General features: G+C 73.5%; 17 protein-coding genes and 1 pseudogene. 7 read left to right on the forward strand and 11 right to left on the reverse strand.

Going from position 1 to position 19,609, the window contains the following annotated elements; all coding sequences use genetic code 11:
• Positions 1–91: 91 nt before the first annotated feature.
• Positions 92–3,286, forward strand: a complete 3,195-nt coding sequence (locus C1I99_RS15810; protein ID WP_111134986.1) for a UvrD-helicase domain-containing protein — start codon at positions 92–94, stop codon at positions 3,284–3,286.
• Positions 3,287–3,343: 57 nt separating this feature from the next.
• On the opposite strand, the gene C1I99_RS15815 is transcribed toward C1I99_RS15810, so the two are convergent.
• Positions 3,344–4,363, reverse strand: coding sequence for an EamA family transporter (locus C1I99_RS15815; protein WP_199562158.1), 1,020 nt, complete (start codon positions 4,361–4,363; stop codon positions 3,344–3,346).
• Between the two features lie 695 nt (positions 4,364–5,058).
• Here C1I99_RS15815 and C1I99_RS35210 point away from each other — a divergent pair.
• From C1I99_RS35210 to C1I99_RS15830, 3 genes and pseudogenes are all read left to right on the forward strand, one after another.
• Positions 5,059–5,334, forward strand: a pseudogene (locus C1I99_RS35210) (LppU/SCO3897 family protein); the annotation flags it as partial.
• A 494-nt stretch (positions 5,335–5,828) separates the two neighbouring features.
• Complete coding sequence (locus C1I99_RS15825; RefSeq protein ID WP_111135000.1) at positions 5,829–6,242, forward strand: LppU/SCO3897 family protein; 414 nt, start codon at positions 5,829–5,831, stop codon at positions 6,240–6,242.
• A 130-nt stretch (positions 6,243–6,372) separates the two neighbouring features.
• Complete coding sequence (locus C1I99_RS15830; protein WP_111134988.1) at positions 6,373–7,614, forward strand: ATP-binding protein; 1,242 nt, start codon at positions 6,373–6,375, stop codon at positions 7,612–7,614.
• A 178-nt stretch (positions 7,615–7,792) separates the two neighbouring features.
• Here the strand turns inward: C1I99_RS15830 and C1I99_RS15835 are convergent, their stop codons facing one another.
• Positions 7,793–8,338 carry a GNAT family N-acetyltransferase gene (locus tag C1I99_RS15835; protein WP_111134989.1) on the reverse strand — a complete coding sequence of 182 codons (546 nt, stop codon included), beginning with the start codon at positions 8,336–8,338 and terminating at the stop codon, positions 7,793–7,795.
• 134 nt (positions 8,339–8,472) lie between these two features.
• On the opposite strand from C1I99_RS15835, the gene C1I99_RS15840 reads away from it, so the two are divergent.
• Together C1I99_RS15840 and C1I99_RS15845 are read left to right on the forward strand one after the other, a co-directional pair.
• Positions 8,473–9,018, forward strand: coding sequence for a DoxX family protein (locus C1I99_RS15840; RefSeq protein ID WP_111134990.1), 546 nt, complete (start codon positions 8,473–8,475; stop codon positions 9,016–9,018).
• 215 nt (positions 9,019–9,233) lie between these two features.
• Positions 9,234–10,676 carry a glycosyltransferase 87 family protein gene (locus tag C1I99_RS15845; protein WP_111134991.1) on the forward strand — a complete coding sequence of 481 codons (1,443 nt, stop codon included), beginning with the start codon at positions 9,234–9,236 and terminating at the stop codon, positions 10,674–10,676.
• A 76-nt stretch (positions 10,677–10,752) separates the two neighbouring features.
• On the opposite strand, the gene C1I99_RS15850 is transcribed toward C1I99_RS15845, so the two are convergent.
• The 9 genes from C1I99_RS15850 to C1I99_RS35005 all read right to left on the reverse strand — a co-directional run bounded on the left by C1I99_RS15850 (position 10,753) and on the right by C1I99_RS35005 (position 16,350).
• Positions 10,753–11,181: a molybdenum cofactor biosynthesis protein MoaE gene (locus tag C1I99_RS15850; RefSeq protein ID WP_111134992.1), complete on the reverse strand. Its 429-nt coding sequence runs from the start codon at positions 11,179–11,181 to the stop codon at positions 10,753–10,755.
• Complete coding sequence (locus tag C1I99_RS15855) at positions 11,178–12,437, reverse strand: molybdopterin molybdotransferase MoeA (RefSeq protein WP_111134993.1); 1,260 nt, start codon at positions 12,435–12,437, stop codon at positions 11,178–11,180. Before C1I99_RS15855 ends, C1I99_RS15850 begins: the two co-directional genes overlap by 4 nt.
• Positions 12,438–12,680: 243 nt before the next feature.
• Positions 12,681–13,151 carry a MogA/MoaB family molybdenum cofactor biosynthesis protein gene (locus tag C1I99_RS15860; RefSeq protein ID WP_111135001.1) on the reverse strand — a complete coding sequence of 157 codons (471 nt, stop codon included), beginning with the start codon at positions 13,149–13,151 and terminating at the stop codon, positions 12,681–12,683.
• Positions 13,148–13,639, reverse strand: a complete 492-nt coding sequence (moaC, locus tag C1I99_RS15865; protein WP_111134994.1) for a cyclic pyranopterin monophosphate synthase MoaC — start codon at positions 13,637–13,639, stop codon at positions 13,148–13,150. Before moaC ends, C1I99_RS15860 begins: the two co-directional genes overlap by 4 nt.
• Positions 13,640–14,014: 375 nt before the next feature.
• On the reverse strand, positions 14,015–15,169 hold the full coding sequence (locus C1I99_RS15870) for a tetratricopeptide repeat protein (RefSeq protein WP_146603968.1): 1,155 nt from the start codon (positions 15,167–15,169) through the stop codon (positions 14,015–14,017).
• Entirely contained in the window at positions 15,169–15,339 is a 171-nt protein-coding gene (locus C1I99_RS32775) for a hypothetical protein (RefSeq protein WP_158554070.1), read from the reverse strand. Before C1I99_RS32775 ends, C1I99_RS15870 begins: the two co-directional genes overlap by 1 nt.
• Complete coding sequence (locus C1I99_RS32780) at positions 15,336–15,632, reverse strand: hypothetical protein (RefSeq protein ID WP_158554071.1); 297 nt, start codon at positions 15,630–15,632, stop codon at positions 15,336–15,338. Before C1I99_RS32780 ends, C1I99_RS32775 begins: the two co-directional genes overlap by 4 nt.
• A 20-nt stretch (positions 15,633–15,652) precedes the next feature.
• Positions 15,653–15,874, reverse strand: a complete 222-nt coding sequence (locus C1I99_RS32785) for a hypothetical protein (RefSeq protein WP_158554072.1) — start codon at positions 15,872–15,874, stop codon at positions 15,653–15,655.
• A gap of 98 nt (positions 15,875–15,972) precedes the next feature.
• Positions 15,973–16,350 (reverse strand): AfsR/SARP family transcriptional regulator, encoded by a 378-nt coding sequence (locus C1I99_RS35005; protein ID WP_111134997.1) that lies wholly within the window; start codon positions 16,348–16,350, stop codon positions 15,973–15,975.
• Between the two features lie 661 nt (positions 16,351–17,011).
• Between C1I99_RS35005 and C1I99_RS15885 the strand changes: the two genes are divergently transcribed.
• On the forward strand, positions 17,012–19,528 hold the full coding sequence (locus C1I99_RS15885) for a putative bifunctional diguanylate cyclase/phosphodiesterase (RefSeq protein ID WP_438941414.1): 2,517 nt from the start codon (positions 17,012–17,014) through the stop codon (positions 19,526–19,528).
• Positions 19,529–19,609 lie beyond the last annotated feature (81 nt).

Raw genomic sequence — 19,609 nt, forward strand, 5'->3', positions numbered from 1 at the left:
GGGCCGGGGGGTCAGCTCGGCGGTGGATTGCTCAGATCACGGGTGTGCGTGGCGGCGGGCGGGTGAGGGAACGGCCGTGGCAGGATGCGGCGTGCCTCCGTTCAGCGCCGCACCCCCCGGTGGCCCCCCGCCCTTCGTCGCGGATTTGCACATCCACTCGAAGTACTCGCGCGCGTGCAGCCGCGACCTCACCCTGCCGAACCTCGCCTGGTGGGCCCGGCGCAAGGGCATCGCCCTGCTCGGCACCGGCGACTTCACCCATCCCGCCTGGTACGACCACCTGCGGGAGACCCTGCACCCGGCCGAGCCCGGGCTCTACCGGCTCAGCCGCGAGGCGGAGCGGGACATCGCCCGCCGGCTGCCGCCCCGGCTGGCCGGCGGGGCGGAGGCCGACCCGGTCCGCTTCATGCTCAGCGTCGAGATCTCCACGATCTACAAGCGGGACGACCGGACCCGCAAGGTGCACCACCTGATCTACCTGCCGGACCTGGACGCGGTGGCCCGGTTCAACACCGCGCTCGGGCGGATCGGCAACCTCGGCTCCGACGGCCGGCCGATCCTCGGGCTGGACTCCCGGGACCTGCTGGAGATCACCCTGGAGGCCAGCCCGGACGGCTACCTGGTGCCCGCGCACATCTGGACGCCCTGGTTCTCGGCGCTCGGCTCGAAGTCCGGCTTCGACGCCATCGCGGACTGCTACGCCGACCTCGCCGAGCACATCTTCGCCGTCGAGACCGGCCTCTCCTCCGATCCCGGGATGAACTGGCGGGTCGCCAGCCTCGACCGCTACCAGCTCGTGTCCAACTCCGACGCCCACTCGCCGCCCGCGCTCGGCCGGGAGGCCACCGTCCTCACCACCGGTCGGGACTACTTCGCCGTGCGGGACGCGCTGCGCACCGGCGACGGGCTGGCCGGCACGATCGAGTTCTTCCCGGAAGAGGGGAAGTACCACGCCGACGGGCACCGGCTCTGCGGGGTCACCTGGCCGCCGGAGCGGACCCGGGAGGCGGGCGGCCGCTGCCCGGAGTGCGGCAAGCCGCTGACCGTGGGCGTGCTGAGCCGGGTCGAGGAGCTGGCCGACCGGCCCGAGGGACACCGGCCCGCACACGCCCGGACGGTCACCCACCTGGTGCCGCTGGCCGAGATCCTCGGCGAGATCCACAAGGTGGGCGCCCGTTCCAAGAAGGTCGAGGGAAAGCTCAACGACCTGCTCGCCGCGCTCGGCCCGGAGCTGGAGATCCTGACCGGTGCCCCGCTCGACGAGATCGGGCGGGCCGGCGGGGAACTACTCGCCGAGGGCATCGGCCGGCTGCGCCGCGGCGAGGTACGCCGGGTGCCCGGCTACGACGGCGAGTACGGCGTGATCACCCTCTTCGACCCGGCCGAGCTGGGGGCCGGCAGCACCCCGACCGGGCAGGAGACGCTCTTCGACGTACCCGTGCCGGCGCAGCGCAGGCCCGCGGAGCCGGCGCCGAAGCCGCGGACGAAGCGCCCGGCGGCGGCGAAGGCCGAGCCGAAGCGCACGCCGGTCCCGCCGCCGCCACCACCGATCGCCCCGCCGCCCTCGCCGCACGAGCCGTTCGAGCCGATGCTCGCCGGGATGGAGGAGGTCGGCACCGGGCTGCTCGACCGGCTCGACGCGATGCAGCGGGTCGCCGCCTCCGCGCCGGGCGGGCCGCTGCTGATCGTGGCCGGCCCCGGCACCGGCAAGACCCGGACCCTGACCCACCGGATCGCGTACCTCTGCGCGGAACTGAACGTCTTCCCGGAACACTGCCTGGCGATCACGTTCACCCGGCGGGCCGCAGAGGAGCTGCGGCACCGGCTCGACGGCCTGCTCGGCCCGGTGGCCGAGGACGTCACGGTCGGCACCTTCCACTCGCTGGGGCTGACCATCCTGCGGGAGAACGCGGACGCCGCCGGGCTGCCGGCGGACTTCCGGATCGCCGACGACACCGACCGGGCCGCGGCCCGCGCGGAGGCCGGCGACGATCCCGCGGCCTACCAAGCGCTGCTGCGCAAGCAGGACCTGGTCGACCTGGACGAGCTGCTCACGCTGCCGGTGGCGTTGCTGCGGGAGGACCGGACGCTGGTCGCGCGCTACCGGGACCGCTGGCGGTGGATCTTCGTCGACGAGTACCAGGACGTCGACGCGGTGCAGTACGAGCTGCTGCGGCTGCTCAGCCCCGCCGACGGCAACCTCTGCGCGATCGGCGACCCGGACCAGGCGATCTACTCGTTCCGGGGCGCCGATGTCGGCTACTTCCTGCGCTTCTCGCAGGACTTCACCGACGCCCGGCTGGTCCGGCTGAACCGCAACTACCGCTCCTCAGCCCCCATCCTGGCCGCCGCGGTGCAGGCCATCGCGCCGTCGTCGCTGGTCCGCGGGCGCCGGCTGGATCCGGCCCGGCTCGACCCGGAGGCCCCGCTGGTCGGCCGCTACCCGGCGGCCTCGGTCGCCGACGAGGCCGATTTCGTGGTACGCACCATCGACGAACTGGTCGGCGGACTGTCCCACCGATCGCTGGACTCGGGCCGGATCGACGGCCGGTCGACGTCACTCTCCTTCTCCGACATCGCCGTGCTCTACCGCACCGACGCGCAGGCCGCTCCGATCGTGGACGCCCTGTCCCGCGCCAACATCCCCGTGCAGAAGCGCTCGCACGACCGGCTGCGGGACCGTCCGGGGGTGGCCGCGATCGCCCGGGAGCTGCGGCACGCCGACGGGCTCGGCGGCGCCCTACCGGCCCGGGTCCGGCTCGCCGGGCAGGTGCTCGCCGAACGCTTCGCCGCGCCCACCCTGGACGGCTCCGGAGCGGTGCGGCCGGAGGAGATCTGGTCGGCGGTCGACCTGCTCACCCCGCTGGCCCGGCGCTGCGGCGACGACCTGCCGCTGTTCCTGTCCCAGCTGGCCACCGGCGCGGAGGTGGACGCGCTCGACCCGCGCGCCGAGGCGGTCACCCTGCTCACCCTGCACGCGGCGAAGGGCCTGGAGTTCCCGGTGGTCTTCCTGGTCGGCGCCGAGGACGGGCTGCTGCCGCTGCGCTGGCCGGGCGCCACCCCGGACGACGACGCGGTCGCGGAGGAGCGGCGGCTCTTCTTCGTCGGGCTCACCCGCGCCCAGGACCGGCTGTACGTCAGCCACGCCGCGAAGCGCAACCGGCACGGGTCGGAACGCGAGTGCGTCCCGTCGCCGTTCCTGGACGCCATCGACCCGGGCCTGTTCGAACGCTTCGGCGAGGCCGGGCCCCGCCGCCCCAAGGACCGCCAGCTCCGCCTGATCTGAGCCCGCTCGGCGAGCAGCGCGACGGGCAGCAGCGACCCGAGGGACACCTGCCGGAGGCTACCGGCCGGAGTCCTCGCCCGCGGCCACGGACGGGGCACCCCGCGGCCTCTCGGTGCTGACCACCAGGGCCACCCCGGCCACGATGACCGCCCCGCCGAGCAGCACCTGCGCGGTGACCGGCTCGGCGGCGAGCAGCGCCCCGAGCGCCACCGCCACCGCCGGGTTCACGTACGCGTACGTCGAGACCAGCGAGATCGGGGCGTGGTGCAGCAGCCAGACGTACGCGGTGAAGGCGACCAGCGAGCCGGCCACCATCAGATACGCAAGCGCGAACCACGACCGGGCGGTCACCGCGCCCGGGTCGAAGCCGCGCAACTCGCCACGGCCCACCGCGAGCACGGCGAGCACCGCCGCCCCGGCGAACATCTCGTAGACGGTGGCGACGAACGGGTCGGCCGGCATGCGGATCCGTCCGGAGAGGAACGACCCGACCGACCAGCAGATGGCCCCCACCACCACGGTGAGCGCCCCCGCGAGCGGCACCGCGTCCGCCCCGCCGCTGGGCAGCACCAGCAGCACCAGCCCGACGAAGCCCACGGTCACCCCGGCCAGCGTCCAGGGCCGGGGCCGGTCGCCGGTCGCCGAGCGCAGCAGCACCACCAGCAGCGGCACCGTGGCCACCAGCAGCGCGGCGATCCCGGAGGGGACCGCCACCCCGACCGGGCCGGACTCGGCAAGCACGACCAGCCCGTTGCCGCCGGCCAGCAGGAGCACCCCGACCAGCGCGGCGGAGCCGAGCTGCCGCCGCTCGACCCGCAGCGCGCCCGGCCCACGGCGGAGCCGGAGCACCACCGCGAGCACCAGCCCGGCGGCGGCGAACCGGGCGGCCGCCGAGCCGAGCGGCGGGAGGGACTCCACGGCGAACCGGATGCCCAGGTAGGTGGAGCCCCAGAGGACGTAGACCAGCAGCAGCGCGGTCCAGACCAGCGCCGGCGCGGTGCCGGCGGGCCGGCCGGCCGGGGCACTCGGGGTGACCGGCTTGGCGGGCGGTGACGCACTCGGCAGACGTGAGCTCATGGGATGACCACGCTACGGTGACGTGGGCGTCGGCGTCCCTCGTTGGTGGCCGGCCTCACCACTCGGGCAGGAGGGGGCGCATGGCTAACTACGGGCCACCGGGCCGCGGCGACCCGGAACCGTGGCCGGGGCGGTGGCCCGACGAGGCGTACGGCCCGCCGGGGGGCACGGCCGGCCAGGCCGGGTGGAACGAGCCCCGGTCGCGGCGCCCGGAGTATCCGCACCACCCGTCGGGCGGCTCGGGAGGCTGGCCCGCCGCCTCCGACGGGCCACCCCACCACTCGGCCGGCCCGGGGCAGTCCTACGGCACCGACCCCTACCCGCCGCCCTACGGCGGGGAGCCGTACCGGCCGGGCGAGTACCCGCCCGGGCCGTACCGGCCGACGCCGGGCCACGGTGACCGGAGGCCGACCTACGCCGCGCAGCCGGGCCCGGACGCCGGGCCGTACCCGGCCGCCGAGCAGGCGTACGCCTCTCGACCCGGCGCGCTACCAGGCCCGGCCGGGTACGCTCGGCCCCCGCGCCGGCGGAGCCGCGGCCCGGCGGTCACGGTGCTGGCGGCGGTGCTGGCGCTGGTACTCGGCGGCGGGGCGGCGGTGTTCTACCTGCTCGGGCAGGACGACCCGGCGCCGGTGACCGGCACGCCGACACCGGCCGCGGAGACCCCGGTGCCGCCGAGCGACGGTACGGCCGCGCCCAGCGCGGCGGCCCCCGAGTCGTCCGCCGACCCACGGTTCGTCAAGGTCGGCCAGTGCGTCCGCAACGAGGGGCCGGCCGGTGGCAGGCCCCGGCTGTTGATCAGCGAGTGCGCCCCCGAATCGTACGAGGTGCTGCGCCGGGTCGACGGCACCACGAGCGGTGAGAAGGACGCCGCGGCGAAGTGCGCGAACGTCCCCGGCTACACCAACTGGTACTTCTTCGACAGCGAGCTGGACACCCTCGACTTCGTACTCTGCCTTAAGCAGCGCTGAACCACCGCACCCCTGGGGAAGAGATGACGACCTACGGACCACCCGGACAGCCGGACGACCCGCACCAGCATCCGCCCGGCAGCCCGGCCGGCCCGCCTTCCGCTGACCCGACACCGCCGCAGTGGGGACAGCCGCCAGCGGGCGGCGCGCAGCCGCCGACCGTACCCCAGTGGGGACAGCCGAGCCCCGGCGATGCCGAGCCGCCGACCGCGCCGATGTGGGGTCAGCCGCCCGCCCCGCCGCCGACGTCCGGCGCAGGCTACCCACCGCCGCCCACGTCGGGACCGGGCTACCCGCCGCCGGTCCCGGGTGCCGGCTATCCGCCGCCCGGCGCCCAGCCGCCGCCGGTCAACCCGGGCGGCCACCCGCCGGCCGGGCCGTACCCGCCGGCCGGGCCGACGCCCGGCGGCCAGTGGGGGCCACCGCCGCCAGCACCTGGCGGGTACGGGATGCCGGCCGCCCCGCCGGTGAAGAGGAACGGCGGGCGGATCGCCCTGATCATCGGTCTGGTGGTGCTGCTCCTGCTCTGCCCGTGCCTCGGCATCGCCGGCTGGGCCGTGTATCAGGCCGGTGACGACGACGAACCCGCCAACTCGGCCCCGTCGACGAGCGCGCCGGCCGAGCCGACGCGGGAGCCGAGCGCGGCGCCGAGCAGCGCCGAGCCCAGCCCGACCGAGGAGGACGACACGTTCGCCAAGGGCGACTGCGTGGTCAACGACGGCACCGACGACGAGGCGGAGCTGCGCAAGGTGCCCTGCGGCCCGGACACCTACGAGGTGCTGTTGCGGATCCCGGCCACCACGGACGGCGACCGGTGCAAGACCCGGGCGCCGTCGTCGACCGCGAACTACGTCCACGACAACTCGGTCGACTTCCTCGACTACGTGCTCTGCCTGAAGAAGCGTTGATTGTCGAAACTAGGGCTGTCTAGCATGGACGCTAGACAGCCCTAGTTTTATCTCGACGGGCCCGACACGCCGGTAGCTCCCTCTACGCGTGTCTAGCCCCGCAGCTAGACAGCCCGATACTGTGCGATGCGTGGATCCGGTCCGCAACCCGTACGCCCCGGGCGCCGGGCAGCGCCCGCCCGAGCTCGCCGGACGGGGGCGGGAACTCGACGTCTTCGACATCGTGCTGGAGCGCATCGCGCGCGGACGGCCGGAACGCAGCCTGATGCTCACCGGCCTGCGCGGCGTCGGCAAGACGGTGCTGCTCAACACCCTCCGCTCCCAGGCGATCAACCGGCTCTGGGGCACCGGCAAGATCGAGGCCAGGCCGGACCAGTCGCTGCGCCGCCCGGTCGCCGCCGCGCTGCACATGGCCGTCCGGGAACTCGCTCCCCGGCACCGGGCACCCGACCGGATCGACGCCTTCCTCGGCGTACTCAAAGCGTTCGCCCAACGCTCGGCCCCGACCGGCCGGGGTGGCACCGCCCCGAAGCTGCGGGACCGCTGGCAGCCCGGCATCGACGTGCCCGCCGCCAGCGGCCGCGCCGACTCCGGCGACATCGAGATCGACCTGGTCGAGCTGCTCACCGACGCCGCCGCCGTCGCCGCCGATGTGGGCACCGGCGTCGCCATCTTCATCGACGAGATGCAGGACCTCGGCGCGGAGGACGTCTCCGCGCTCTGCGCCGCCTGCCACGAGCTGTCCCAGCTCGGAGCACCGCTGATCGTGGTCGGCGCCGGGCTGCCGCACCTGCCGGCCGTGCTCAGCGCGGCCAAGTCGTACTCCGAACGGCTCTTCCGCTACCAGCGCATCGACCGGCTCGACCGGATCGCCGCCGACCAGGCGCTCTGCGCGCCGGCCGAGCGGGAGGAGGTGGAGTACGAGCCGAAGGCGCTCGACCTGCTCTACGAGAAGTCGGGCGGCTACCCGTACTTCGTCCAGGCGTACGGGAAGGCGACCTGGGACCACGCCCCCCGCTCCCCGATCACGGCCGCGGATGTGCGGGTCGCCGCGCCGGAGGCCGAGGCCGAGCTGGCGGTCGGCTTCTTCGGCTCCCGGTTCGAGCGGGCCACGCCGGCCGAGCGCGAGTACATGCGGGCGATGGCCACGCTGTCCCGGGTGGTGGGCGAGACCGACGGCGGCGGGCGGGACGACATGGACGCGGCCGTGCCGACCGCCGACATCGCCCGTGCCCTCGACCGCAAACCGGCCAGCCTCTCCCCGGCCCGGGACGCGCTGATCAAGAAAGGGCTGATCTACTCCGGCGAGCGGGGCACCGTCGCCTTCACCGTGCCACATTTCGGTCGCTACCTGCGCACCCAACCGGCCTGACCGGCGAGCCGGAGCCCGACCCCGCTCGGGCCCACGCCCCCGCGGTGCGGGCACGTTCACGGGCCGGGCGGACGGTGGCGAGGGGTCTGGTCACCCCGACGCGGAACAGGCACTCTTCCCGGATGATCGGGGGGACGGGTGGTTTTCCGTGACAGTTCGGGTGCCGACGCGAGCGGGGTCAGACCTTGGACCAGGGTGGCGGGAAGACCACCTCGCCCCGGGGCGGCGGGGCCTCGGCGTTGGCGCTCGGCGGGAGGACCAGGGCCTGCCACGGCTCACCCAGGCCGGACCATGGGCTGGTCAGCCCCATCCGGTCGGCCCGGCTGAAGCCGAACCGGCGGTAGTAGGCCGGGTCGCCCAGCACCACCACCAGCCGCTCGCCCAGCTCCGTCGCCGCGTCCAGGACGGCCTGCACCACCGCCGCGCCGAGCCCGATCCGCCGCCGATGGGGCGCGACCGCCACCGGGCCGAGCGCCAGCGCGGGCGCGGAGACCTCGTCCGAGCTGACCCGCACACGGCTCAGCAGCGCGTATCCGACGACCTCACCCCCGTACTCGGCGACCATCGCCAGTTCCGGCAGCCAGGCGTGGCTGCCCCGCAGCTCGTCCACCAGCCCCACCTCGGGCGGAGTGGTCACGTCCGGGCGGGCGAAGGCGGCGGCCAGCACCCGGCGGACCGCGCCGGTGTCCGCCGGGTCCTCGGGTCGCAGCCGCAGGGTGGTCACGCCGGGGACGTTACCCCCCGCGCCCGGTCCATCAGCGACGGTCGCTCGAATCGGCGTGGCGCGACGTCCACGTGGGCCGCTCCGGATCGGCCGATGCACGGGTCGCGGTGCCGGCGACGGGGTATGACTGATCCATGAAACCCGTACGCTCCCTCGCCCGTGCCATGTTGAGCGGCATCTTCGTGGTCAGCGGCTTCCGCAACTTTCAGAACCCGGGACGGTTGGCGCCCACCGCGAAGCCGGTGACGGACCGGGTGACACCGCTGCTGGAACGGGCCAACCCACGCATCCCGACGGACACCGAGACGCTGATCCGGGCCACCGCCGCCGTCCAGGTCGGCGCCGGCCTGTTGCTCGCCACCGGGAAGCTCACCCGCCCGGCGGCGCTGGTCCTCGCCGGCACGCTCGTGCCGGTGACCATCGCCGGGCATCCCTTCTGGAAGAACGACGACCCGGCGGCGAGGAACAACAACCAGACCCACTTCCTGAAGAACCTCGGCCTCTTCGGCGGACTGCTGCTCGCCGCAGCCGACACCGAGGGCAAGCCGGGACTGCGGTGGCGGGCCGGTCACCGGATCGGCCATTCCCGGCGCTCCGTACGGCGAGCCGTGCGAACCGCCCGCCGGGAGGCCCGGATCGCCGTACGATCGGCTTCAACGGCCCGACGAATTCCCGGTTGACCTGCGTCGATGCCCCCTCCGCCGGTCCGCACACCCCGCCAAGGCCGCGAATCACCTGAACCACCCGGTTGGCGTTAACGCGGTGGAAATGTCAAAAACATGTGTGGGATCGGACACGGTCGCATAACGCAGGAGGCACTGACGTGAGGCGCCGTTCTAGGCTCCGTGCAGGACCTGGACGGGTAGGACGACCTTGGTACGGGGGTGGCCACGCCATGCCGGCGACCGTCGGAAGGCGGGTGAGCCGCCTCGCCCCAGTCCGTCGCGTGACGCGTCGGATCGACCGCAGGACGGTCGTACGGACCGGCGTCGTGGCCGCCGTCGCCTGGGCCGCATGGCTCGCCATCGGCGCCTTCGGGCGGCCGTACAACTTCTTCGACATGAAGATCTACCACGGCGCGGTGGTGTGGTGGGCGAGCGGTCACGAGCTCTACGATTTCATCGCGCCCGGCACCACCCTGGGCTTCACCTACCCCCCGTTCGCCGGTCTGGCCATGCTGCCGATGGCGCACCTGCCCGTCGAACTGGCCGGGCTGGTCAACGCGCTGGCCAGCATCACCGCGCTCGCCGTCGTCCTCGGCGCGCTGCTGCGCCCGATCGTCGACCGGCTCGGCTGGCCGCTCTGGTACACCGTGGCGATCGCGACGCCGCTGGCGGCCGCCATCGAGCCGGCCCGGGAAACCCTCGGCTACGGCCAGGTCAACCTGCTGCTCTTCGCGCTGGTCATGGCCGACCTGATCGGCCTGCGCTGGCGGTCCCGCCGGGGCACCCACGTCGCCGACACCGACGGCCCGCTGCTCCGGTTCGTCTACAGCGGCGCCTGGGCCGGCGTCGGCATCGGCCTGGCCACCGCGGTCAAGCTCACTCCCGCGCTCTTCATCGTCTACCTGATGATCACCCGCCAGTGGCGGGTGGCGACGACCGCCGTCGGCACCGTGCTCGCCGTCACGATCGGCTCCTTCGCCGTCGTCGGCACCGAGTCGCGGGCCTACTTCGGCGGCGTGCTGTGGCAGACCGAGCGGGTCGGCGCGGCCGACATGACGCCCAACCAGTCGCTGGCCGGGCTGCTCGCCCGGCTCTACGACTCGATCGAGACGCCAGGGCTGCTCTGGCTGTCGTTCGCCGTGCTGATGCTGGCGCTCGGCCTGTCCCGGGCCGCCAACGCGCGCGCCGACGGCGACGAGCTGACCGCGTTCACCCTGGTCGGCCTCACCACCAACGTGATCAGCCCGATCTCCTGGACACACCATCTGGTCTGGGTGATCCCGGCGATCATCGTGCTCGCCGACGCCGCGGTGCGCCGCCGGGAGGCAAGTCGCGGGCTGGCGCAGCGGGTCGGCCAGGCCGGGTACGCCGGGCTACCCGGCGTCAACGGGCTGCGCTCGCCGATCTGGTACCCGGCGCTGACCGGGCTCCGGCACGGCGTGGCGGCGGTCGGGCTCTGGCTGCTCTTCCTGATCTCGCCGATCTGGCCGTACGAGCACCAACTCCCGGAGGTCTCGCACTACCAGGACGGCCTCTTCGGCGCGCTGATGGAGAACTCGCTGGCGCTCGCCCTGATCGTGCTGGTCGCCGCGCTGCCGTGGCGGCCCGGCGCCGAGCCGGCCTTCTACGGCGACCGGCTGGGCCGCCCGGCGACGACGGCCGGCCGCCACTGACCGCGGCGCCCGCCCGGCACGGCCGATCGAACGGGGAGCCCGTCGGGAACGACCGGTTGACCCGGGAGCCCGGCCATCAGGGGCAGTTGACCCACTCCTCGGTGCCGTCGGCGAACACCTGCCGCTTCCAGATCGGCAGCCGCGCCTTGACCTCGTCGACCAGCCGGGCGCAGGCCGCGAACGCCGCCGCCCGGTGGGCGGTGCTCACCGCGGCCACCAGGGCCACGTCGCCCACCGCGAGCGGGCCGATCCGGTGCGACACCGCCACGGCGTAGACCTCCGGGTCGGCGGCGATCTCGGCGGCGACCTCGCGCAGCACCCGCTCGGCGCTCGGGTGGCCCTCGTACTCCAGGCTGGTAACCGCGCGGCCGTGGTCGTGGTCGCGCACCACGCCCTGGAACGAGACCACCGCGCCGGCCCGGCGGTCGGCCACCGCCGCCTCGTGCGCGGCCAGGTCGAGCGGCCGGTCGGTCACCTCACCGAACGTGGCGGTGGGCGCGGTCACGACGACCGCTCCCCCGGTAGCAGCGACAGCGGCACCAGCGGCACCCGGTCACCCGGCTCACCCGAGGTGCCCGGACGGATCACCGCGAAGCCGTCCGCGACGGCCAGCCCGCGTAGCATCGCCGAGCCGACGTGCCGGACCGGGTGAGCGGTGCCGGCGGCCCGGTCCAACCGGACCAGCGCCAAATGGGTGTAATCGCCCCGACCGGGCACCCGCTCGGCGAGCGTGGCCTCCGGCAGCACCGGCATCGGCCGGCCCTGGAGACCCGCGAGCAGCGGTGCGACCAGCGAGACCAGGGCGACGATCGCGGACTGCGGGTTGCCCGGCAGGCCGGCGACGAACCGCACCCGGCCGTCGGCGTCGGCCAGCCGGGCCAGCAGCATCGGGAAGCCGGGACGCACGGCGACCGTGTTGACGACGTAGTCGGCGCCGAGCGCCTCCAGCGCGGGATGCAGATGGTCGACCGGGCCGTGCATCGTGCCGCCGGTCGTGCAGACCAGGTCGGCGTCGGTCAGCGCGGCACGCAGGGCGGCCACGTGCGCGGGGAGGGTGTCCGCCACCGGCCCCACCACGTCGGAGGGGCGTACCACGCACCCGTACCGGCGCAGCCAGGCCGGCACCGCCGGCCCCAGCGCGTCGCGGACCCGGCCGGCGGCGGGCGGGCCGGCGGTCAGCAGCTCGTCACCGAAGACCAGCAGCGCCGCCCGGGGCTGCCGCCGGACCCGCAGGCTGTCGTGCCCGCAGGAGGCGGCCAGACCGATCAGCGCCGGGTCCACCGGGGTGCCGGCGGGCAGGAGTTCCTCCCCGGCGGACGCCTCCTCACCCGGCGACCGCCACTCCGGTGCCGGCCGGGGGGTGCCCCGGACCAGCCCGTCCGGCGTACGGGTCGACTCCTCGACGCGCAGCACGGCGCTGGCGCCCTCCGGCACCATCGCGCCGGTGGCGATCTCGACGGTCGTCCCGTCGTCGGTCAGCGGGGCCGGGGTGCCGCCGGCCAGCACCCGCCCTACCACCCGCCACGGGCCGGTGCCACGCACCGCCCAGCCGTCCACGCTGGAGGTGGCGAACGCCGGTAGGTCGGTCCGGGTGGTCAGCGGCTCGGCGAGGGTGTGCCCGTCGATCTCGGCGAGCGGCCGGTCGACTGCGGAGAGCGCGGCGGCCAGGCCGGCCGCGTACACCCGGGAGCGCGCCTCCTCCCATCCGGCCGGCGGGGGCGCGGCGACCCGATCGGCGGCCGATGCGGTGTCCGTGCTCACCGGCCGAGCCTATCCGGGGGGCGGGCCGGATGCGCCCTCAGGCGTGCGGCCGTCCGCCACGTGGTCAGTTCGCCGCGGTGGGCCACCGGACGGGCCGCGCTTCCCACCCGGTGCGCCGCCACCCACCCCGGTGCGGCGCACCGGCGGGTCCCCGAGTGCGAGGCGGCTGTCCCGGTCGCGACCCGGCGCCTCGCCGAACCTCGTCGCGGTGCGGTGCCCGCCGGCGGCGCGCCCCCGGGGCGGTCAGTGATCGCCGCCGCGGAGCTGGTCGACGGTGTGGCTGAGGATCGGCCCGAGCACGGCGAGGCCGTCCCGGGCCCCACCGGCGGAGCCTGGCAGGTTGACCACCAGCATCCGGCCGGCCACGCCCGCGAGCCCGCGGGAGAGGGCCGCGGTGGGGACCTTGTCCCGGCTGTGCGCCCGGATCGCCTCGGCGATGCCGGGGATCTCGTAGTCGAGCAGCGCCCGGGTCACCTCCGGGGTGCGGTCCATCGGGGTGACGCCGGTGCCGCCGCTGGTCAGCACGACGTCGATGCCGTCGGCGAGGGCGGCTCGCAGCGCCACCCCGACCGGCTCGCCGTCGGGCACCACCACCGGCTCGTCGACCTCGCAGCCGAGCTCGCGCAGGCCGGCGACGAGCAGCGGACCGCTGGTGTCGGCGTACACCCCGGCGGCGGCCCGGTTGGACGCCACCACCACCCGCGCCCGGATCACGGCCGGCCCTCCGGGCGCACCCACTCGCCCGTCTTGCCGCCGGCCTTGCGGAGCACCCGGACCGCGTCCACGCTGGCCGCCGGGTCGACGGCCTTGACCATGTCGACCAGGGCCAGCCCGGCCACCGCCACCGCGGTCAGTGCCTCCATCTCCACCCCGGTGCGGTCCGCCGTCCGCGCCGTGGCGGTGATCTCCACCGTGTCGGCGGTGAGCGACAGGTCGACCGTGACACCGTGCAACGCGATGGGGTGGCAGAGCGGGATCAGGTCGGGGGTGCGCTTCGCGCCCATGATGCCGGCGAGCCGGCCGACGGCGAGCGCGTCGCCCTTGGGCAACCCGTCGCGGCGCAGCAACTCGACCACTTCGGGTGTGGTGCGGAGCCGGCCGGCGGCGACGGCCAGACGGCCGGTGACCGCCTTGGCGGAGACGTCGACCATGCGGGCCGCGCCCGCCGGGTCGACGTGGGTGAGCTGCACGGGATCAGTCACGGTCGCGAGCCTATCCGTCCGGTACGACCCCGAGCGGCCGGCCGGTCCGGGCTGCCCCTCGACGCGGCGCGGCAGCAATCTGGCGCAGACCCTGGGTCGAGCCCCCCGGCCGAGCTGGCGTGCTCGCCGCTCCGCCCGCCGCGTGCGCCGGGAAGAGCGGCGGCGCCACCTGCCCGGGCCGTGGTGCGACCGGCCCGCCTCGGGCGCACACCGCCCCTCCCGCACCAGCCCACTGACGCGGTCGCTGGGGGACGACCGACAGCGGGCGCCTCGGCGAGGGGGTTCTGCCCCGAACCAGAACCCTCCCGTCCGTGACGAGCGACCGGGACGCTACCGGCCGGGCGATAAGAAATCGATAAGCGACGTCCTCGCTGGTCAGCCCGGCACGCCGGGGGTCTGCCGCGGGCCGGGCGGCTGGGTCGGCCCGCCCGTCAGGCAGCTACTCTCGGCCCGCCGGTCAGGCAGCTGCGTCGGGCCGCGGGTCCGGCAGCTACTTCGGGCCGCCGCCTCGGCGACGTCAGTACGCACGAAGTGCTCCGCGAGACCGGCGAGTGCCCGCCCCTGCTCGTACGGGTGCGATACGGCGGTGGCCAGGTGCAGCGCCCGTTCGTGTCGCCGCATCGCCTCCTCGTCCTCCCCGTCAGCGGCGAGCGTGAGCCCCAGATCGTTCAGGGCCGCGCTCTGGACGTGCCGTTTCCCGAAGTCGAGGGCCAGTTCGAGAGCCAGCTCGTGCTGCCGCCGCGCCTCCGCCAAACGCCCCAGGTGTCGATAGGCGATCCCCAGGTCGTTGTGGGATTCCGGCTTGCCGTACCGGTGCCCCGTTCTTCGGTACATCGCCAGCGAGGCGGTCAACAGGCGGATGCTCTGCTGCCATTGTCCGAGCCGGTTCCGCACGGCAGCGATATGACTCAGGGCGTTGACCAACTGAAATTCGTTGCCGTTGAGCCGGGCAAGATAGAGATGCAGCCGGTGGATTCGGAGAGCCTTCGGATAACGACCAAGCATGGCCAGCACAATGCCCAGATTTGGCAGCGCGTTGGGCACCTTGACCGCGCTGTACGCATCTCGTTCGCGGAGTAACTGAAAGCCCAGTGAAGCCGCGTCCTCCAGGTCGCCCCGCAACCAGTGGACGACGCTCAGATTGGCCTGGTACCTGAGCAGTTGCTGCAGGTCACCTGCCTCACGGCTGAGCGCCACGGCCGCGTCCAGATGGGCGCAGGCCCGCCGATGCTCGCCGGTCTTGACGTAGGCCGAGGCCGGGTAATTGTTGATGGCGGCGGTCGCCCGCCGGTCGCCGGTCGCCTCGGCGGCGACGAGGGCGCGCTGGTGCGTGTGGACGATCTCATCGCAGTAGCCGCGCGCGTAGTAGAAGCGCCACAGCGCCTGGGCCAATCGCCATGAATAATGATGGAGCCCCACATCCGCCGCCGATACCACCAACGATGACAGCGTCGCCCGCTCTTTCTCCAGCCAGTCCACATCCAGTGGTGACATCGACGGCAGGGGCAGGTCGGCCAGGGCGGCGACCATCACCGGGGTGAAGTGGTTCCGAAGATCGCGAGCAGCCGGAAGACCCGCCTGGCCACCTCGTCCAACGGCTCGTACGAGGTGGCGAACGCCCTCGCGATCGCCTGGCCGCCCAGGTCGAGTGCCCGCTGTCCGGCAGAATCGGCGGTGAGACGGCCCACCAGGTCCGTCACCTGCCAACTGCGCCGGTGCGCCAGCCGGCCCCGGCCAGCCTGATGGCGAGCGGCAGCTGGCCGCACAGCCGCACCACTTCTGCGGCGGCGGCCCCCTCCGCCCACACCCGATGTGCCCCGGCGGTGGAGGCGAGGAGCGCCAGCCCTTCGTCCGTGGTCATCACCGGCAGGGACTCGGGCGGCCCGACTTCGAGACCGACGAACCGGGTACGGGTGGTGACCAGCACGACCGCGCCCGGGACGGTTCGCAGCAACGGCCGGATCTGCTCGACACGTCCGACGTTGTCGAGCACGACGACGATCCGCCGGCCGCTCAACTCGCGCCGCCACAGGTGTGATCGTTGGTGGGGGTCAGCGGGAATCCTTCCCCCGGCACTCCCAACTGGCGGAGCAGGACCGTCAGGGCAGAGCCCGGCTCGACGGGAACCGAGTCGCCGTACCCGCGCAGATCGATGAACAGTTGACCGTCCGAGTACGTGGTGGCCAGTTGGCGTGCCGGATGTACCGCGAGTGTGGTCTTGCCGCTCCCGGACATGCCGTCGATGACGTGGACCGCCGACGCCCCGGCCCTCGACCCGCCGCGTCCCCGCCAGGACCCGTGCGATGACGTCGCAGTGGTATCGCCTGTTCCGGCTACCTCAGCCCGATCCGGGCCTCCGCGAGGAGCTCGACTGCGAGCAGCCGCTCCTCGTTCGCAGCCGCGACGCGGGCAGCGAGGACCGGGCCCTGCGGAACGCCGGCGAGCATCGGCCCCCGCCAGCGGGCGACAGCTCGGGTTAGCAGGCCGACAGCGGGTTCCGCCTCGCCCGCCTCAAGGAGGTCCCGGGCCTGCCGGAGCTCGGTCGTGAATCGTATGACATCCACCCGGTCTGGACGCAGGTCGAGTAGATAACCGTCCCGCCGTCGGACGAGGATTCCGCGGCCCGCCTCCGTCGTCTCAAAGGTTCGGCGCAGGTTGGCGGCATAGGTCGCACGTTCGGTACCGCGGACTGCGGTGGATCTTCCACTCACAGTTCATCCACGAGTTGGTCAACCGTAACGATCTGCTGCGGTTGGCTTGCCAGCAGTGCGAGGAGGTTTGCTGTATCGGCGTCCCGAGATCCGGGCGCGAATCGCCGAAGCACACCTCAAGGCGGCCAAGTACTCGAATCTCCACAATCCCTCGACTCCTGGTTGGGAAGGGATGATTCACTGCGGAACACCTTGCGAAGATCGGATGCGGACCAGACCGGGGCAGCTTCCTGATTGAGACGGCCGGCTCAGGTAGCGCGAGAGCCGAACCGACGATGAGCCGCATCCGGCGAGCCCTCACACTGGTAGGTGCGGGACCTCGGCAAATCAGACTCGTACACATTGCGCATCCGATCGACTGCCAGAGGGCAGCAAAATGTGCTCTCCGCGCAGAGGATGTAGACAGAACGTCACGAATCGCCATGGGATTGGCTAATGTTGAGGATACCGACATTTATCAGTGCTAAGCCCCTCCTTCTTCCCTTAGGCTCTCTTTCACTAGGCAGGCAGATGCCGGGCCAAATGGGACCAAGGCCTTCGAGCGAAGGAGACGGGTGACATGCGCGGCAACGAATGGGGCTGAGATCGACCGGGACTTCCCGGCGGCCAGAGGGTACGGTGCGGCTACAGGCGACAGGCAAGGCGGTCACCCGGGAGTGGAGTGACTCTTTCGAGGCGACACGAGAATGAGACCGATCGGCAGCTGCGGCTGCTCGTCGGTCTCGTCGTCGTTGTCGCCATGTTCGTCACGGCGGATTCCCTCCGTCTCATCCTGACCTCGGCCACGCCGGCCTCGGGGTACGACGTCGCGACCCTCATGATGCTCGCGTTCATGATCGCCGTCGGCCACTTCGTCAAGGCACCCATCCGCATCAGATCCACCACCCACTGGATCAGCTGGACCGAGACATCTATCGTGATCGGGGTCGCGATCGCACCCACCGCCTGGGTCGTCCTGTGCAGTGCTCTGGGCATCGCCATCGCGTCGGTCCGGCTGCCACCGATGAAGCTGGCATTCGGGGTGGGCAAGAACATCCTGGTGGCCTGGGGCGCCGGATGGACGCTGGCGCTCCTGCACTGGACGTGGCAGGCGATGGACCCGCTTCACCTGGCGGGACTGCTGTCCGTCGCCTACTTCGTCGCCGTGCTGCTAGACGAGGTTCTCGCCATCCCGGTCATCGCGCTCGCCTCCGGCACCCGGATCTCCCGCCAGTTCCTGAGCAACCTCGACCTGCGTCTCGCCGGTTACGCAGTGCGCTTCGTCGTCGCCGTGTGCACGCTGGTCATCCTCCAGGCGGACCCCCGCCTGCTGCTCGCCGTGCCGCCACTGGTGCTCAGCCTGCACCTCGCCTACTCCACCCGGATCCGCACCCGCACCGAGCAGCAGGCGTGGCAGCGGCTGGCCCGCACCACCGACGCGCTCAACGTCGTCGACCTGGACAAGGTCCTCACCACCGCGGTCACCCAGGCCGCCGAACTCTTCTCCGCCGACGAGGTGGAGATCGAGCTACGCGACGGCGGGCGCACCGTGTGCGGCGGGACCGGCACCATCACGTACGACGGGCCGGCCGGCGGGGCGACCGCGGTGGCCGGCACGGTGGTGCCGGCGGCGCTGGAGGGGCACGACCGGGCGGTCGACGTCGGAGTGCTGCGGCTGCGGTTCCGCGGCCCGGTGCAGCTCTCCGAGCGGGAGCAGTACACGCTGCGTACCTTCGCCTCGGCGCTCTGCACGGCGGTGCGCAACGCGCAGGCGTACGCCGAGCTGGCCCGGGTCGCCGACGAGCACGCGTACGCCGCCACCCACGACGCGCTGACCGGGCTGGCCAACCGGCGACAACTGCTGGACCGGGGCACCGAGCAGCTCGGCGCCCGGCACGCCGACGGTGTCACCGCTCTGGTGCTGATCGACCTCAACCACTTCAAGGAGGTCAACGACACCCTCGGGCACGCCGCCGGCGACCAGGTGCTGATGCAGGTCGCCGACCGGCTGCGCGGCGCCGCCCAGGACGGCGACCTGGTGGCCCGGCTGGGCGGCGACGAGTTCGCCGTGCTCCTGCGGGGGCTGCCCGCCCCGGCGGTGGCCGCGCACCGGGCGGAGACGCTGCTCTCCGCGCTGCACGAGCCGTTCGAGCTGGACGGCATGCGGATCAGCGTGGAAGCGAGCGGCGGTATCGCCGCCGCCCCCGCCACCGGCGGCATGGCCGAGCTGCTGCGCCGCGCGGACGTGGCGATGTACCAGGCGAAGCGGGCCGGCCAGCGGATCTCCACCTACGCCCCGGCCCGGGACACCGCCGACCTCGGCCGGCTGACCCTCGGCGGCGACCTGCCCCGGGCCGTCGCCGACCACGAGTTCACGGTCAACTTCCAACCCATCGTCGACCTGGGCACCGGCGTGGTCACCGGCGCCGAGGCCCTGGCCCGCTGGCACCACCCCACCCACGGAATGATCGACCCGCTGCGCTTCCTCGAGGCGGTGGAGCGATCCGGGCTGCTCCCGGCCTTCGCGGAGGCGATCCTCGACCAGGCGTTGATCGCGGCGAGCGGCTGGCGGGACGCCGGTTTCGACGTGTCGGTGGCGGTGAACGTGTCCCCGCGCAGCCTGCTCGACGCGCGCTTCCCCGGTTCCGTGCTGGCCCGCCTCCGGGCCCACGACCTGCCTTCCGAACGGCTGGTGCTGGAGCTGACCGAGACGCTCACCCTCAGCCAACTCGACGTGGTCGACCGGGTGCTCAGCCGGCTGCGGGACGAGGGCGTCCGGCTGGCCCTCGACGACTTCGGCACCGGCTACTCCTCGCTGTCGCTGCTCTCCCGGATTCCGGTGCACGAGTTGAAGATCGACCGCAGCTTCGTCACCACGATGGAGACCTCAGCCGAGGCCGCCGCCGTCATCCGCTCCACCCTGGACCTGGGCCGCAGCCTCAACCTCGCGGTGGTGGCCGAGGGCGTGGAGAGCGAGCCGCAGCGCCGGGCGCTGTGGGAGCTGGGCTGCACCGCCGGCCAGGGCCACCTCTTCGCCCGCCCGATGCCCGCCGGAACGCTCCTCGCGGCGCTCAAGCGCGGCTCCGGGGGCAGTCCGGGCGCACTCGCCCCGCCGCTGCACGACGCCGGAGCGGTGATCCGGCTGGCCCCAACCCGCCGGCAGGGCACCCGGGGCCGGGACCGGCACCTGCCCGCCTGATCCCAGCCATCGCCGGCAGCGCACCGGGACAGCACCGTCTGCCAGACTGGCGCGCGTGACCGCCGTCGCCCCCTCCACCAC

Origin of the sequence: Micromonospora deserti, assembly GCF_003236335.1 — a bacterium.
Taxonomy (GTDB): domain Bacteria; phylum Actinomycetota; class Actinomycetes; order Mycobacteriales; family Micromonosporaceae; genus Micromonospora; species Micromonospora deserti.

What these genes read in the sequence shown, in the direction of transcription:
- C1I99_RS15815 (WP_199562158.1), bottom strand. Translation starts at nt 4,363, where the DNA reads ATGAGCTCACGTCTGCCGAGTGCGTCACCGCCCGCCAAGCCGGTCACC.
- C1I99_RS15840 (WP_111134990.1), top strand. Translation starts at nt 8,473, where the DNA reads ATGAAACCCGTACGCTCCCTCGCCCGTGCCATGTTGAGCGGCATCTTC.
- C1I99_RS15845 (WP_111134991.1), top strand. Translation starts at nt 9,234, where the DNA reads ATGCCGGCGACCGTCGGAAGGCGGGTGAGCCGCCTCGCCCCAGTCCGT.
- C1I99_RS15870 (WP_146603968.1), bottom strand. Translation starts at nt 15,169, where the DNA reads ATGGTCGCCGCCCTGGCCGACCTGCCCCTGCCGTCGATGTCACCACTG.
- C1I99_RS32785 (WP_158554072.1), bottom strand. Translation starts at nt 15,874, where the DNA reads ATGTCCGGGAGCGGCAAGACCACACTCGCGGTACATCCGGCACGCCAA.